This is a genomic window from Microbulbifer sp. ABM4_008 (assembly GCF_056311705.1).
The window spans coordinates 1,767,617-1,783,127 of the sequence record NZ_CM149970.1 but is presented as its reverse complement, the minus strand read 5'-3'; the positions used below and the strand labels follow the sequence as shown (position 1 = coordinate 1,783,127).

General features: G+C 51.9%; 10 protein-coding genes. 6 read left to right on the top strand and 4 right to left on the bottom strand.

The features are described from left to right. Positions 1–31: 31 nt before the first annotated feature. On the bottom strand, positions 32–4,927 hold the full coding sequence (locus tag ACYX4J_RS07825; RefSeq protein WP_476178290.1) for an NAD-glutamate dehydrogenase: 4,896 nt from the start codon (positions 4,925–4,927) through the stop codon (positions 32–34). A gap of 309 nt (positions 4,928–5,236) precedes the next feature. Between ACYX4J_RS07825 and ACYX4J_RS07820 the strand changes: the two genes are divergently transcribed. The 6 genes from ACYX4J_RS07820 (at position 5,237) to ACYX4J_RS07795 (ending at position 12,540) form a co-directional block, all read left to right on the top strand. After that, entirely contained in the window at positions 5,237–6,208 is a 972-nt protein-coding gene (locus ACYX4J_RS07820) for an AAA family ATPase (protein WP_282932305.1), read from the top strand. Next, positions 6,208–7,185, top strand: a complete 978-nt coding sequence (locus ACYX4J_RS07815; protein ID WP_444907919.1) for a DUF58 domain-containing protein — start codon at positions 6,208–6,210, stop codon at positions 7,183–7,185. The genes ACYX4J_RS07820 and ACYX4J_RS07815 overlap by 1 nt, the downstream gene beginning before the upstream one ends. 127 nt (positions 7,186–7,312) lie before the next feature. Next, positions 7,313–7,858, top strand: a complete 546-nt coding sequence (locus ACYX4J_RS07810; protein ID WP_444907918.1) for a DUF4381 domain-containing protein — start codon at positions 7,313–7,315, stop codon at positions 7,856–7,858. Beyond that, positions 7,851–8,891, top strand: a complete 1,041-nt coding sequence (locus tag ACYX4J_RS07805) for a vWA domain-containing protein (protein ID WP_444914134.1) — start codon at positions 7,851–7,853, stop codon at positions 8,889–8,891. The genes ACYX4J_RS07810 and ACYX4J_RS07805 overlap by 8 nt, the downstream gene beginning before the upstream one ends. Before the next feature lie 2 nt (positions 8,892–8,893). Continuing rightward, on the top strand, positions 8,894–10,777 hold the full coding sequence (locus tag ACYX4J_RS07800) for a VWA domain-containing protein (protein ID WP_476178653.1): 1,884 nt from the start codon (positions 8,894–8,896) through the stop codon (positions 10,775–10,777). Further along, a complete protein-coding gene (locus tag ACYX4J_RS07795; protein WP_476178289.1) occupies positions 10,771–12,540 on the top strand; it encodes a BatD family protein in 1,770 nt (589 codons plus the stop codon). Before ACYX4J_RS07800 ends, ACYX4J_RS07795 begins: the two co-directional genes overlap by 7 nt. A 38-nt stretch (positions 12,541–12,578) precedes the next feature. On the opposite strand, the gene ACYX4J_RS07790 is transcribed toward ACYX4J_RS07795, so the two are convergent. From ACYX4J_RS07790 to gmd, 3 genes are all read right to left on the bottom strand, one after another. After that, positions 12,579–13,349, bottom strand: a complete 771-nt coding sequence (locus tag ACYX4J_RS07790) for a glycosyltransferase family 2 protein (RefSeq protein ID WP_476178288.1) — start codon at positions 13,347–13,349, stop codon at positions 12,579–12,581. Between the two features lie 81 nt (positions 13,350–13,430). Then, positions 13,431–14,387 (bottom strand): GDP-L-fucose synthase family protein, encoded by a 957-nt coding sequence (locus ACYX4J_RS07785; RefSeq protein ID WP_476178287.1) that lies wholly within the window; start codon positions 14,385–14,387, stop codon positions 13,431–13,433. 3 nt (positions 14,388–14,390) lie between these two features. Next, a complete protein-coding gene (gmd, locus tag ACYX4J_RS07780; protein ID WP_444907913.1) occupies positions 14,391–15,506 on the bottom strand; it encodes a GDP-mannose 4,6-dehydratase in 1,116 nt (371 codons plus the stop codon). Positions 15,507–15,511: the final 5 nt, after the last annotated feature.

Below are 15,511 nucleotides of genomic sequence, written 5' to 3'. Positions count from 1 at the left end.
GGCCTTTGAGCGGCCCCTGGGCTCTATTCCGCTACTGTTCTGCCAGAGTTTCCCGGTCCGCAGTGGCGTGGGCGAGATACATTAGCTCGCGCAAAGCCACAGTGAACATGGCAAAGTCACCGACAGAGGTAGACTTCAACTCGGCAATCATATTGTGCCAGCGTTGAATTGCGGGCGCCATGATAGCGCTCCAGCGGGACATTGCACCCTCTACATCAAGATTTTCAGCCTTGCCTAAGCGGAGAATGTTCACCGCCAGTGTCGACAACTGGCTGTCCAGGTCATCCATACTGGTCTCCCGGGCCTGCGCCTGCCAGAAGCTGTCTACCGGCAAGTCGACGATCAGATTGCCAAACCAATGCAGGTTCAACTCATCCGACAGCCTGAAGTAAACCGTGGCAACTTCCTCTACGGGCGTATCGCTAGCTCGCGCCGACTCGGAAATACCCAGTGCCGAGTAGAGGTAGGTGGGCGACGCCGACAGCAGGGCCAGGGCCTCTGGCACCCCTGCTTCCAGGAGCTTCTGGTAGCGCTGTTCCCATTCGTTAAGGGGCTCGCCACTTAAGACCTGCGGCAACGCTGTAATAACCCGCTGTACCGGCTCCTGGAACAGCTCGCAGTTGGTAGCTGGCTCCAACTCATTGCGGCGATTGCGCAGGAACCACCGGGTTGCCCGGCGCACACGGCCTATCATCGAGTTCAGCAGTTCTGTTTGCAGCTCTGCTGGCACCTTGTAGTCCAGCGCAGCCAGCTGCTCCTGGAAGTCGTGCATCTCGTACACATCACGAGCGCTGACATAAGCGGCAGTTACATCGTTCACATCGGCGCCAGTGGCTGTACCGATACGGTTGTAGAAGGTGATACCCATACTGTTAACCATCTCATTGGCGACCTGGGTAGCCACAATCTGGCGCAACAGCGGATGGTCATAGACTTGGTCGCGATAACGCTCGACCAATTTTTCCGGGAATGCAGACTCAACCGCAAAACGCACCCGCTCATTGTCGGTGATTTGTGCATTTTGCAGCTCTTCTTTCAACTTGACCTTCACGTATGAGATTAGAACCGATAATTCAGGGCGGGTCAGGGACTGCCCTTTGTGCTCGCGTTCAGAAATCTGCTCGTTATCAGGAATAAACTCCAGCGCGCGGTTCAATCGGCCGTCGTCTTCCAAAGTGTTGATGGTTCTGCGGTACTCGTCCAGGCGCTTGGCAACCTGATATTCCGCCACACTGAGGGCAAAAGTCTGCTCATAGTTATTGTGCAGCACCAATTCACCGACAGCATCGGTCATCCCATCCAGCAGCTCATTGCGCTGCTTTTCAGTCAAATCACCCTGGGCAACAACTTTATCCAGAAGGATCTTGATATTTACCTCGTGGTCAGAACAATCCACACCGGCCGCATTATCGATAAAGTCGGTGTTACAACGCCCGCCATTGAGAGCAAACTCAATACGCCCACGCTGGGTCATACCCAGGTTGCCGCCCTCGCCAAAGACTTTGGCACGCAACTCCCTACCATCAACGCGCAAGTGATCATTGGACTTGTCACCAACTTCGGAGTCCGTCTCGGCAGTAGCCTTAACATAAGTGCCAATACCGCCATTCCAGATCAGATCCACCGGCGCTCTGAGCAAGGCACTAATCAGCTCGTTGGGGTTCAGTTGATCCTGTTTGATATCAAACGCTTCTTTCATTTCAGGCGTTATAGCAATGGCCTTGGCGCGACGCTCGAAGATACCGCCACCTTTGGAAATTAATTTACGCTCGTAATCCCTCCAGCTCGACCGGGGCAAGTCGAACAAACGCTGGCGCTCTTTAAAGCTGGATTCTGCATCCGGATTGGGGTCCACAAAAATATGCAGGTGGTTAAAGGCTGCTTTCAGGCAGATATGCTCAGACAACAGCATGCCGTTACCAAAAACATCTCCGCCCATATCGCCAATACCGACAACAGAGAAGTTTTCTTTCTGGACATCCACCCCCATCTCACGGAAGTGGCGCTGCACCGATACCCAGGCTCCACGGGCTGTAATGCCCATTTTCTTATGGTCGTATCCCTGGCTGCCACCGGAGGCGAAAGCGTCGCCCATCCAGAAGCCATACTCCCCGGCAATGCCGTTGGCAATATCTGAGAAAGTTGCCGTCCCTTTATCCGCAGCTACTACCAGGTAGGGGTCATCCTCATCCCGACGAACAACATATTTGGGCGGTACAACTTCGCCATCTTTTAGATTGTCAGTGATATCCAAAAGGCCACGAATAAAGGTTTTGTAGCAGGAGACTCCCTCTTCCATCATGGCTTCGCGGCTGCCATCGGTAGGCGGACGTCGAACGACAAATCCACCTTTTGCACCACTGGGTACAATAACTGCATTTTTCACCGCTTGGGCTTTTACCAGGCCCAGAACTTCTGTGCGGAAATCTTCCAGTCGGTCAGACCAACGCAGGCCTCCACGAGCGACTTTACTGCCGCGCAAGTGCACACCTTCCACGCGAGGGGAGTAAACAAAAATCTCAAACTCCGGGCGGGGTTCGGGAATGCCGGGAATATCCCGGGGACTGAATTTGATCGAAATATAATCCTTGGGCTGCCCTTCATCATCCACCTGGAAGAAGTTAGTGCGCAGGGTCGCCAGGATTAATTCCAAATAACGGCGCAGAACCAAATCTTCATTCAGGTTATCAACCGTATCCAAACCATCGTGAATTTTAGCGATCAAGCGCTCGACACGGGGCTGCTCCTGCTTACCAGTGCTTAAACGGGGATCGAACATCGCCCTAAACAAGGCTACCAGGTTGCGGGTGATATCCACGTGGCTGGCCAGGGTAGCGGCAATATAGCTCTGGCTGGCACCGGACTTGGTTTGCTTCAGGTAACGGGCGTAGGCACGAAGCATGGATACTTCGCGCCAGTTAAGGCGGGCGGCCAGCACTAGGCGATTGAAGGCATCGCTTTCCGCCGTGTGATTCCAGATCGCCGCGAACGCATCCTGGAACAGGCCACGGGATGCTTGCGCATCAATTTTGGTGGGCAGACCAAATTCCAGATGGAATTCGTGCATCCACACATCGGTATAGCCACGGGGGCGAATCGTATAGGGGAATTCACCAATAACCCGCAAGCCCAGATTTTCCAGCACGGGAATCACGTCGGAGAGCGTCAGGCCGCTGCCCCAGTTGAATACCTTGAACCGCAGGCTGCCCTGGGCGGCCCCCACCGGCTGGTAGAAACTCATTGCTACCCGGTTATCTTCACTGAGACTCTGAACGGCTGCTACATCCTGCACCGCAATACGAGGCTCAAAGTCTTCACGGTACCCCGCCGGGAAGGCGCGGCCAAAAGTACGATAGAGACGGCTGCCCTCTTCTTCCCCGCTATTTTCAATTAGTGATCTTTGGAAAACATCTTCCCAGGAGCGGGTAATATCCACAATTTGCGCCTCCAGCAGCGCGACATCAAAATCAACAGGCTCATCGGGGGACACGCGGAAAACAAAATGAACCCGCGCAAGAATGGATTCGGAGAAGAAAGTGGTGAAGTCCGAGTCCTTCGCATTAATCGCTTTGGCAATATGCGCGCAAATCACCTCGCGCACATCACTGTTAAACAGCTCACGGGGAACGTATACCGTGGCAGTAACGAATTTACCAAAGGGGTCGCGACGCATAAACAGACGAAGGTGAGCCCGCTCATTTAACTGCAGCACACCAATTACCACGTCAAACAGCTCTTTGGTGCTGCCCTGGAAAAGTTCATCCCTTGGGAAGGTATCGAGAATCCGGCGCAGGGCTTTGCCATCGTGCCCCTGCCCGGAGAGACCGCTAGACTCTATGATCGAGGCCATCTTGCGGCGAATAATCGGAATTTTCGCCGGGCTCTCGGTGTAAACCGGCGAGGTATAAAGCCCCATAAACGCCGCTTCACCAATCACCTCGCCCTCGGTGTTGTAGCGCTTAATCATCACGTAGTCCGAATAGGCCGTGCGGTGCACCCGGGACTTAACGGAGGACTTGGCAAATGTCAGGTAATTGGGCCCTTGGTAGAAACGCTGCTTGCCCTCACTAAAAGAGGTTTCCAGCATCGGCGCGGCTTCTTCCAGCTTTTTGAAAATACCGAGCCTGCGGTCTTCAACTTCATTGAGGATTTTTTTATCCCCGACAACACTGAACTCGTATTCGCGATACCCCAGGAAGGTGAAGTTACCGTCGCGCATCCACTGCAAAAATGCACTGGCTTCCAATAGGTTGGTGTCTTCGTCTGGAAGTCCCGCCTGTAACTGTCCCTCCATTGCGCTGCAGGTTTCCAGCATCGGGACATAGTCGTCCACTACCAGCTCCACATCGCCGAGTACGTCTTTTAAGCCAGTCATCATGCCTGAAGCGAACTCAGATGAAGTGTCGTGATTAATCTCGACATAAATCATCGCTTCGTTAGTAATGCGCTTCCCTTTTGCCTGCGGCTTTTCACCCAGTAACTCTTCCTCTGGCGGCAACAGGCGAGTCAGTTTCCCCTTGGCATCGCGCTCGACTCGAACTACCGTACTCTTTATCGAATGAGTCACTGTATTTCGGCGATTGATCTCCATGCGAATGGAGTCCACCAGGAATGGCATATCCCGCTGCAGCACACCAATGACCGTATGCGAGCACTCCCAACCATCGTCTTCGAGGCGGGGGTTAAAAACCTTCACCTTGGGTAGGCCGCCCGGGCGTTGTTGAATAAAGTTCCACCAGGTGTATATGCAGCCATAGACGTCAACAAGACGACGACCGGCCAGATCCTCTAATGGGTACTGATTGAGGAACTGCTGGGCAAAAGCCACAACGGGTTCGGCTTCGCTGGTCAGCTTGTCACGAATCAGCTCGCAAATCTGCGCAACTAATTCTTCACGGCTGTCGGTAATAACCGTCGCCATATTCACGGGGAACCTCCCAATCTCATTTTTGTCACATCGAATCCAAACACTGTAGATCCGAAAAGGTCATCATCTCAGCCCATACGCAGCTGCAGGGTCGAGTCCTAAAAATTACACTTTCAGTCAGACAGTGAGGAGAAGTCCATTCCACCTCAGAATCTAGTCGGCTCGGCAGAGGCCTACGTCTCAAGAGTTGCCTCTTCATTTGGTGCCGCTAAAATCATCAGTCGCCACCTTCTCGGCGGCGACTATATATAGATGGTAGAAAGCCAGCCAGGTCCGTGCGGCGGCTAAATTCTCAGAAGAAGAGATACTATGGAAGCAAACCAGACTATTAGGGATCATATCGCCGCTTTGGGCGATTGGTTGGAAGAGCAGATTATCGGTCAAGAGAGATTGGTTAACCGATTGCTGATCGCCATGCTGGCCGATGGCCACCTTTTGGTGGAGGGAGCGCCAGGCCTGGCCAAAACCAAGGCCATTAAAACACTGGGCGAAGCTATTGAGGGTGACTTCCATCGCGTTCAATTTACGCCAGATCTGCTTCCGGCGGATATTACCGGCACCGACATTTACCGGCCGGAAACCGGAGAGTTCCATTTTCAACCAGGTCCAGTGTTTCACAACCTGATACTGGCCGATGAGATTAACCGCGCGCCAGCCAAAGTTCAGTCGGCGCTGCTCGAAGCTATGGCAGAACGGCAGATCAGTGTCGGCCGAAAAACTTATCCCCTTCCCCAGTTATTTTTGGTAATGGCTACCCAAAACCCTATTGAGCAGGAAGGGACTTATCCTCTGCCAGAGGCACAATTAGATAGATTCCTAATGCAGGTAAATCTTGCCTATCCCAATGCGGAGGCGGAAGCAAAAATCCTGCGCCTGGCCAGATCCGAGGCTAGCCTTGGCGAAAATCGCCCCACTGAAATTATCAGCCAAGAAACCATTCTTCAGGCGCGCAACCAAATTCTGGAAATGCAGATGGTTGAGGCCGTGGAAACCTATACTGTCCAACTTGTCATTGCTACTCGCGAGCCGGCGAAGTATGACAGCGAGCTGGCGTCATGGCTAGATTTTGGTGCAAGTCCGAGAGCAACAATTGCATTGGATCGCTGCGCGCGCGCTCACGCTTGGCTCGCCGGGCGCGATTATGTCACCCCAGATGATGTGATGAATGTCGCTCCCGATATTTTACGCCACCGACTCCTGTTGAGTTTTGAGGCGGAAGCGGCGGGAATTACTACCGACCAGGTAATTGAGCGATTACTTCAACAGGTGCCTGCGATCTGATGTCCGCTGAAGCATCCCCAACTGAGCTCGAACTGCGCGGGGCTTATCCCGAAGTAACGCCGTTGGTACAAATGCGCTACGCCGCACGGCAGTTGCAATTATTCAAACCGCGCCTGGCCCGCAGTGATCAGGCCGGCAGCCTGCTCACTCGCTACCGCGGCCGCGGCATGAATTTTGAGGAAGTGCGGAACTACCAGGCCGGCGATGATGTACGCTCCATTGACTGGCGCGTAACAGCTCGAACCGGCCAAACCCACACCAAACTTTACCAAGAGGAGCGCGAACGCCCGGTAGTTATCCTGTTGGATTTGCGCTCGCCGATGTTTTTTGGCAGCCAAAGAGCATTTAAATCGGTGACGGCAAGCGGCATCGCTGCGGCGCTGGGTTGGGCTGGTTTACAGCACAGCGATCGGATCGGGGCGCTACTTTTCTCCGACCGGGAAATAGACACAGTGCGCCCGCGCCGCAGCCACCACGCCGTACTTTCGATGATTCACAGTACGGTTGCCCGCGCTGCGGAACTGAGCAGCCCCGTCCCCGAACAGGGCAGCCAAACACTAAAAACATTGCTGGAGGAAGCGCGAAGAATCGCACGCCCTGGAAGTGCGCTCTTTTTAATCAGTGATTGCCATGATCTCGACGAGAGCTGCTCGCAGCCACTCTACCTTTTATCCCGTCATGCCGACCTGCAGGTGCTGAGGGTATCGGACCCGCTGGAGCAACATCTGCCCGGCCAATCCCTCACTATATCTGACGGTCGCCAGCGCACATTCCTTCATGCCGGCAATCGGCCGGTTCACGAACATTTTGCCGAAAAGCAAGCCCGAGCCCGCGCCGAGGTTGAACAACTGTGCCGACGTTATCGGCTGCCGTTGCTGGACTTTGATAACACCCAACCGCTTATTCCAGCACTGATGTCCGTCTACGGCTCGCGGCAAAGAAATAATGGCTGGCAAAATACGAGAAGGCCCAAGTAGTAATGAGTTTGAAAGTGCAGAAAAAGCTAGTCGCCAATGTTTTGGCGAACCAAGGAGCGAAGGCAAAACGCACTGGCAATTTAATTGAGGGCCAGTCGTGATAAAAGGAAGTCTTCTGGCAAAACAAATGCAATCCCCAACACCGCAAGCGCCTTCGCCCGAGGCCCAGGAATTGTTATCGCAACTCCGCGATATACAAGAGCCCAATGCGGTTAATTGGTGGCCACCCGCTCCAGGCTGGTGGATGTTGGCCGTATTAATTCTTGTCTGTGTGGCCGCCGCTGTCCTATGGTGGCGGCAGCGGCGCAAAAAAGTTGAACGCAATCGCTATCGTGTCGAAGCAGCTTCACTGCTCGCCGCAGTAAATACTGAGGAGGCGGATGCAGTACCAGAAATTAATGAAATACTTAAGCGAGTGGCAGTTACAACCTATAGCCGTACAGAGTGCGGCAATCTTATCGGCACAGCATGGGTCGAATTCCTGAAAAAGTCAGCCCCACTCGAGTGCCCCTCTGATGCGCAACAAGCACTCGTCGAAAACCTCTATCGCGGCAGCTGTGACCCAGACAAAAACCGAGTGCTACAGGAATATGCCATTTTATGGGTGAAGCAGCACGGACAACCCACAAAAAACAGCCCACAACACCAGGGCGGGGAGGCCGCGCATGTTTGAATTCGCCTGGCCATGGGTTTTCTTTTTAGCCCCATTCCCGCTACTCGCCCGCTGGCTGCTACCCCGCTCCAAACCCATGAGCAGCGCCCTGAAGGTACCATTTTATTCGGAGCTATCCCAACGCGGCGGCGGCGAACAAAGCAATCTGCTCAATCTGTTTTTGCTGATTCTGATCTGGCTGCTTTTAATTAGCGCCGCAGCCCGCCCCCGGTGGTATGGGGAGCCGATATCTCAACCCAGCAGCGCAAGGGATCTCCTTATTGCCGTAGATATTTCAGGCAGCATGGAAACGCCCGATATGGTAATTAATGGCCGACCGGCGATGCGTATCAATGCAGTAAAACAAGTGGTTGGTGACTTTGTTGAACGGCGCAAAGGTGACCGTTTGGGGCTGGTACTGTTTGGTACTCGCGCCTACCTGCAAGCCCCACTTACCTACGACAGAGAGACGGTAGAAACTCTACTAAAAGAGGCCCAGATCGGCTTTGCTGGACAGGGAACTGCCATCGGCGATGCCATTGGGTTATCGGTCAAACGCCTGACCCAACGCCCCGCAGAGCAACGCGTGCTGATACTCCTCACCGATGGGGCCAACACTGCGGGGGAAGTCTCCCCGCTCAAAGCTGCCGAGCTGGCACAACAAGCGGGCATTACGGTTTACACCATCGGTGTAGGTGCCGACGAAATGGTTCAACCTGGCCTTCTGGGGAGCCGTTTTGGCAGCCGTAGAATTAACCCTTCGCGAGATCTCGACAGCAAGACACTCAAGGAAATTGCCGACAAAACCGGAGGCCGCTATTTCCGCGCCCACAATCCGCAGGAGCTGGCAGAAATCTATGCCGAACTGGATAAATTAGAACCTGTCGAACAAGAAGCGGAAAGTTACCGCCCCATGAAGTCCCTGTTCACCTGGCCCCTTAGTATCGCCCTACTGCTGGCTGGAATTTGGGCCCTGATTCCCCTGGCAAGCAATTTTCAGCTCCCTGCCAGACGAGAAGAGGTAAGTCGTAACAATGGAGGTCAAGCCCAGTGAATATGCTCGACCTAATCCAATCCTTCCACTTCCTGCGCCCTGGGGTTCTGTGTCTGCTAATTCCCGCAGCACTACTCTGTTGGGGGTTAGCAAAGATGGTACTCAACAGCGCTCAACTGCAAAAGGTCATAGACCCAGATCTGCTGCCCCACCTTCGACTGCGCGGTGGCAGTAAAAGACCCTGGTTATTCGCATTAATATTTGCGCTGCTGGTCGCGATGATTATCGCTCTGGCCGGCCCTGCCTGGCGCAAGCTGCCAACCCCGGTGTACAGCAACCAGGATGCCCTGGTCATACTGCTAGACTTGTCACCGTCCATGATGGCGACAGATCTCTCACCCAATCGACTAACCCGCGCCCGCCTTAAAATTTTGGATATTTTGCGCCAGAGAAAAGACGGCCTCACCGCACTCGTCGCCTATGCTGGAGAAGCCCATGTCGTCACCCCTCTTACCGAGGACACGGCTACAATCGCCAATCTGGTACCCGCGTTATCGCCCTCAATCATGCCAGTCCCCGGCAGCAATATCGAAATGGCCGTCGATACCGGGATTCGCCTGTTAAAGGATGGAGCCGCAGGACGCGGGCAATTACTTGCCGTTACCGACGGCATAGACTCAATGGCCGCCGATGAGGTCGCCAAAGATCTGTCCAACGCAAAAGTTGAAATGAGCATACTCGCCGTGGGCAGCGGCGAGGGCAGCCCCATCCCACGGGGGAATACCGGTGGATTTGTGACTGATAGTAAAGGGGCCATCGTCATCTCCAATTTCGATGCCAGTGAGCTTCGCCAGCTCGCCCAGTCCAGCGGGGGGCGTTTTGCCAAAATTACGGTAAATGACAGCGATATCGACTATTTACTGCCTCAAACTGACAGCCCGCAACAAGCGCAGCTCACTGAAAGGGAGTTCGACCAATGGCGGGATGAAGGGCCGCTATTACTCCTTTTAATACTACCTTTTGCAGCCCTACTCTTCCGTCGGGGAGCTCTGGCATGCGCCCTGCCCTTACTACTACTAACTGGAATTTCAAGTGAAAGCCAGGCTATTGAGTGGCAGGATTTATGGCAACGCAAAGACCAGCAGGGCCAGCGCCTACTGGAAGAGGGACAGCCGGCAGAGGCCGCGCAAGAATTTCACAACCCCGAATGGAAAGGCACTGCCAACTATCGCGCAGGCAATTACGCAGAGGCCCAGGAGAATTTCGCCCAAAGTAATAATTCACAGAGCTTGTACAATCTTGGCAACAGCCTGGTGCAACAGGGGGACTACGATAAAGCTATCGAGGCTTACGATGAAGCCCTGCAAAAGCAGCCCGAGTTTGCCGATGCCGAGCACAATCGAGAAATTGCTGAAAAGCTGAAAGAGCTGCAAGAAAAACAGCAGCAATCCCAACAGCAGTCCGGTGAACAGCAGCAAAGCGAGCAGGAACAGAACCAGCAAGACCAGCAGCAGAGCCAGGAACAACAGCAAAACCAAGAGCAGCAAGCTGAGAACAACGAACAGCAGTCCAGCGAGCAGCAACAACAGGGCAATAATCAACAGCCCTCTGGTTCATCAGAGCCCTCTGAGCAACAGCCCCAAGGTGAGGAGCAGCAGGGCTCCCAAGAAAAGGGCCAGGAAGAGCAGGAGAGCGAACAACAACAGCAAGGCGAACAACAGGGTGAAGAACAGCCGCCGCAAGGGGAATCGCAACCTACTGGCGCTGAAGAAAGCCCTCTCGACCAGGAAACCCAACAAGCCCTGGACCAATGGCTCCGTCAAATTCCCGATGATCCAGCCGGCCTGATGCGCGAGAAGTTCAAATACGAGAGCCTGCAAAGGCGCCGTGCCTATCGCAGCGGAGAGTGGGAGCCACCGGAAAATGGGGCGACACAAAGATGGTAAAGAACAGTAGAACAATGTCGCTGGATTCAAGGACACTGATTTCAAAAATGCCTATGGACGCAATCATTAACAACCGAATAAAACTTTGGAGCCTCCCACTCAGCCACGCCTTCGCTTTGCTACTTCTTGCAATAGCACTTTGTCTGTCGACACCGGTTTTAGCAAGCGATCTCAGCGCAACGGTCGATAGAGATAAGATTGGAATTGATGAGACAGTCAATTTACGTGTGCGCTATTCAGGAGACAAAAGTGGTGGACAACCGGACTTTGACTTGTTGGAACAGGATTTCGATATTCTCTCACGCCAACAGTCCAACCAGTATCGCGTTATCAATGGCCGTGCAGAGAGTTTTGTCGAGTGGGTACTGGCGCTAGCCCCCAAACGGGAAGGCAAACTGTTTATCCCCTCTTTTAACTATCAAGGAGAGGTTTCCGATGCGGTTCCCGTCACGGTCACCGAGGCGCAAAGTGGACCTAACGGCGGTGAAAAGCAGGCTTTTCTGGAAGTAACACTCGACAAGGAAAAGGTCTATGTCCAAGAGCAACTGCTGGTAAAAATTCGCCTGTACACCACTATCGGCTTACACGATATCGCAACAGAACCTCTCAAGGTTGCCGGCGCTCATGCAGAAAAAGTCGATGAGCAGCGATATGAGCGCAAGCTCAATGATGTGAGCCATGCGGTTTACGAAGTTACCTACGCCGTTTTCCCTGATAGCTCAGGCAAGCTCAGCATCCCCGCACTAACCTACGTGGCCATCGCTGGGCGCAGGGACCCCTTCTCCCTATTTAATCGCAACAGCCAAAGGCTTCGACTTCGCTCCCAAGAGAAGTCTATCGAAGTGCTGCCAAAACCCGCTGACTACTCTGGCAGCCAATGGCTGCCCGCTGCCAGTCTCGGCATTGTTCAAAGCTGGAGCCAGGACCCGGACACCTTTGCCGTAGGCGAACCTATCACCCGAATTCTTACCGTACGTGCCGAAGGGCTCAGGGCCGCACAGTTGCCCCCACTTCCCAAACTCAACGTGGATGGCCTTAAAACTTACCCCGATCAACCGCAACAAGAAGACCAGGTTGGGCCCAACGGCGTTACCGGAAGCCGTATTGAGACAACCGCGATTGTGGCTACACAACCCGGGGACTACGAGCTTCCTCCCGTCACTGTGACCTGGTGGGATACAAAAAGCCAACGACAACGCACCACTCAACTACCGGCATTCCGCTTCTCAGTTTCCGGTACTGCTGCTGCAGTAACCAGCGACAATGAAACCAGTGCTAAAGTACCTCAGTCAGCTACACCCACCGAACAAGTCGGTACTGTGAGCCATTTTTGGCGCAACCTGGCTATTATCGCGATTGCCTCTCACTTACTGTGGGTCCTGTACTTTTTCTTTCAGAGGCGCAAACCCGCCCAGCAAATACCGAGCAACCACACCCAGGCTCCCGACTTACAACGTGAAACCCGTGCCCTTAAAAAAGCTCTGGAGAGTGAGAACCCCATCCATATCCAGCAAGCCACTTTAAAGTGGCTTACTGCAAAGTGGCCGCAAGTAAATGGTAAGAGCTTGGCTGAGACCGCGAGGCAACTGAACATCCCCGAGCTGGATCAGCTCCAAGCAGTTCTGGACGCCGCTATTTACAAGTCACCGGCTAGTCCTTTGGACATCAATAAGGTGAAAGCAATAGTCGACTTACTAGTGAACGCGAAACCTGAAAGTGAACCCAGTGAAACGGATAGCGCCCTGCCCTCACTGTTCTCTTAACAGGAGCCACTTCAAATCAAACAGGGAAAGGTTGGCCTTCACCGCCTATGGGTAAGGCCAATTCCTGTGTATTCGAGCAGTTTAAGAGGTACTTTAAATAGAATCAGGAAAAAGTTTGTGTAGATATGATTTTCTTTGCAAGCCCTAACAATTTCCAGATTTTGATGAATCCGCCCCCAAACGCCCTGGGAACTAACACCCCCTTCACGCATTTTCACAATACATTTTGGCAAGCGCCTGAAGCTGATTTTATCCCGATGAAGAAAACGAGCTAGCAATTCAAAATCTGCTGCAACACGGTAGTTGGTTTTATATAAACCTAGCTTTTTATAACAGTCACGCCGTACAAAAAATGTAGGGTGGGGTGGCATCCAGCCCCAGCGAAATTTAGACACCCTAAATTTACTGGAGCCATAAAAACGCACTCTTTGGCTTAAGTTATTGCGAGCCACAATCTCCAGGTCTGCATAGACAGATTGGGCTCCCGAAACCAAAAATTCATTAACAACATTTGAAATTACACGATTATCAGAATAGACATCATCAGAGTTAATAGTGCCGACTATATCGCCAGACGCCATGCATATGCCTTTATTCATAGCATCATAAATACCCGAGTCTTTTTCAGACACAACTGCCGCGACTTGGTCTTTAAACTCAGATATTATCTCTAGCGTGCCATCAGTAGAGCCACCATCAATAATTATATGCTCAATATTTGCATAATCTTGAGCCAACACGGATAGTATTGTGTCGCGAATGGTGTCAGCACTATTTAGACAAACCGTTATCAGGCTTATTTTTATCACAAAAATTCTCAAGTTGTCGTTTCGTGAAAAGTAAAACCTCTTCTGAGAACTTTAGTACAAATTACAATGTCTGACATTCGATCAACATAAAATACTTCTATACCAGTCGTATGTTTTCTTTAACCCTACCCCCAAGGAAGTCTGGGAAGCCCACCCCAACTTCGATAGCTTTGAGGTGTCTAGCAACTTCCGCGGCACACCATCAGGCATTGACCTGTCAAATGTAATATTTCCCTCAAACCCAATGATCTCGGCGATTAAATAAGCCAGCTCCTTAACAGTACAATCCACCCCAGTACCCACATTTAGGTGGGAGCACATAGGCTCTGTCACGGATCGATATACTCGATCTTCCAAACCCATTACAAACACCAACGCATCAACCATATCCTCTACATACAGAAATTCTCGTCGAACATCACCACTCCCCCAAACCCTGACATTCTGCACCCCTTCATTTTTGGCCTTATGGAAACGATGTATTAATGCAGGGATAGCGTGTGAATTTGCAGAGTCAAAGTTGTCATGTGGACCATAAAGGTTTGTCGGCATAACACTGCGATAGTTACGTCCATACTGCCTTGAGTACGACTCGCATAACTTAATTCCGGCAATCTTGGCAATAGCGTAAGGCTCGTTAGTCGCCTCCAACCTGCCCCCAAGCAGGTCCTGTTCCCGTATCGGCTGGGGGGAATCCCTTGGATAAATACAAGACGACCCAATAAACAGCAAATTTTGGATATCGGCCTTGTGAGCCTGATGGATTACATTGCACTGAATCATCAGATTCTGGTAAATAAAATCAGCTGGGAGCTTGCTATTCGCCAATATGCCCCCCACTTTTGCCGCAGCCAAATAAACAGTATCAATCGACTCCGAATTAAAAAAATCAGAAACAGCATCAGCATCTGTCAAGTCCAGCGAATCTCGAGGGCAAGTAATGACTTCACAGTTTTTTAGCGGTCTCAGCCTCTGAATTAATGCCGAACCAACCATGCCCCGATGACCTGCGACAAAAACTCTCTGGGAGTATTTCACTAACTACTCCTCAAAAATAGGCTCAGTGCGATAACCATTCCCAGCCAACAACAAATTCCGCTTCGCTTCCCTCAAATCATACTTAACCATCTCCCCAACTAAATCTTTCAAGGTTGTTTTAGGTGCCCACCCCAGCTCTTGCCGAGCCAATGAGGCGTCACCTACTAGTGACACCACTTCTGTCGGGCGAAAATAACGAGAGTCCACTTTAACAATTACATCTCCACACTTAACTGCTGGAGCATCTTCTCCCACAATTGAAGCAACAACACCTACCTCTTTCTGCCCCTCTCCATGAAACTCTACCTCTATCCCCAACTCTTGAGCACAATTACGAACAAAATCTCGAACGGAGTATTGCAGCCCTGTAGAGATGATAAAATCCCTAGGACTTTCTTGCTGCAACATCAACCATTGCATTTCAACATAGTCTCTAGCATGGCCCCAGTCCCTCAGTGCATTCAGCTCCCCCAAATACAGGCACCGCTCTAAACCTTGGGCAACATTTGCCAAACCCCGGCTTATCTTTCGAGTAACAAAAGTTTCACCACGCCGTGATGACTCGTGATTAAATAAGATTCCATTGCAAGCATATAAGCCATAGGCCTCGCGGAAATTGACCACGGTCCAATAAGCAAACAACTTTGCAATTGAGTATGGAGAGCGAGGGTAAAAAGGAGTGTTTTCATTCTGAGGGGAAACTTTGGCAGCACCATAAAGCTCCGATGTTGAGGCTTGATAAAACCTGGTTTTATCCAACCCCAGAAGACGCATCCCCTCAAGTATTCTGAGGGTTCCAAGCCCGTTCACATTTGCAGTATATTCAGGGCATTCAAAACTGACCGCAACATGAGACTGAGCACCCAAATTATAGATTTCATCAGGCCGCACCTCCTGAAGAATTCGGGTCAAATTATTCGTATCGGTAAGGTCTCCATAGTGAAGAAAAAACCTTCTACTATCATCTTGCGGCCCTTGGTACAAGTGATCTATGCGGCTCGTATTAAATGAAGAGGACCTTCTTTTAACCCCATGAACCTCGTACCCTTTCGCCAATAAAAATTCAGCTAAATAAGAACCATCCTGGCCTGTTACACCCGTTATTAATGCTTTTTTCATGTCTC

Excerpts from the sequence above, each read along its gene's own strand:
- ACYX4J_RS07805 (WP_444914134.1), top strand. The coding sequence starts at position 7,851 with ATGTTTGAATTCGCCTGGCCATGGGTTTTCTTTTTAGCCCCATTCCCG.
- ACYX4J_RS07820 (WP_282932305.1), top strand. The coding sequence starts at position 5,237 with ATGGAAGCAAACCAGACTATTAGGGATCATATCGCCGCTTTGGGCGAT.
- ACYX4J_RS07815 (WP_444907919.1), top strand. The coding sequence starts at position 6,208 with ATGTCCGCTGAAGCATCCCCAACTGAGCTCGAACTGCGCGGGGCTTAT.
- gmd (WP_444907913.1), bottom strand. The coding sequence starts at position 15,506 with ATGAAAAAAGCATTAATAACGGGTGTAACAGGCCAGGATGGTTCTTAT.
- ACYX4J_RS07800 (WP_476178653.1), top strand. The coding sequence starts at position 8,894 with ATGCTCGACCTAATCCAATCCTTCCACTTCCTGCGCCCTGGGGTTCTG.
- ACYX4J_RS07795 (WP_476178289.1), top strand. The coding sequence starts at position 10,771 with ATGGTAAAGAACAGTAGAACAATGTCGCTGGATTCAAGGACACTGATT.
- ACYX4J_RS07810 (WP_444907918.1), top strand. The coding sequence starts at position 7,313 with ATGCAATCCCCAACACCGCAAGCGCCTTCGCCCGAGGCCCAGGAATTG.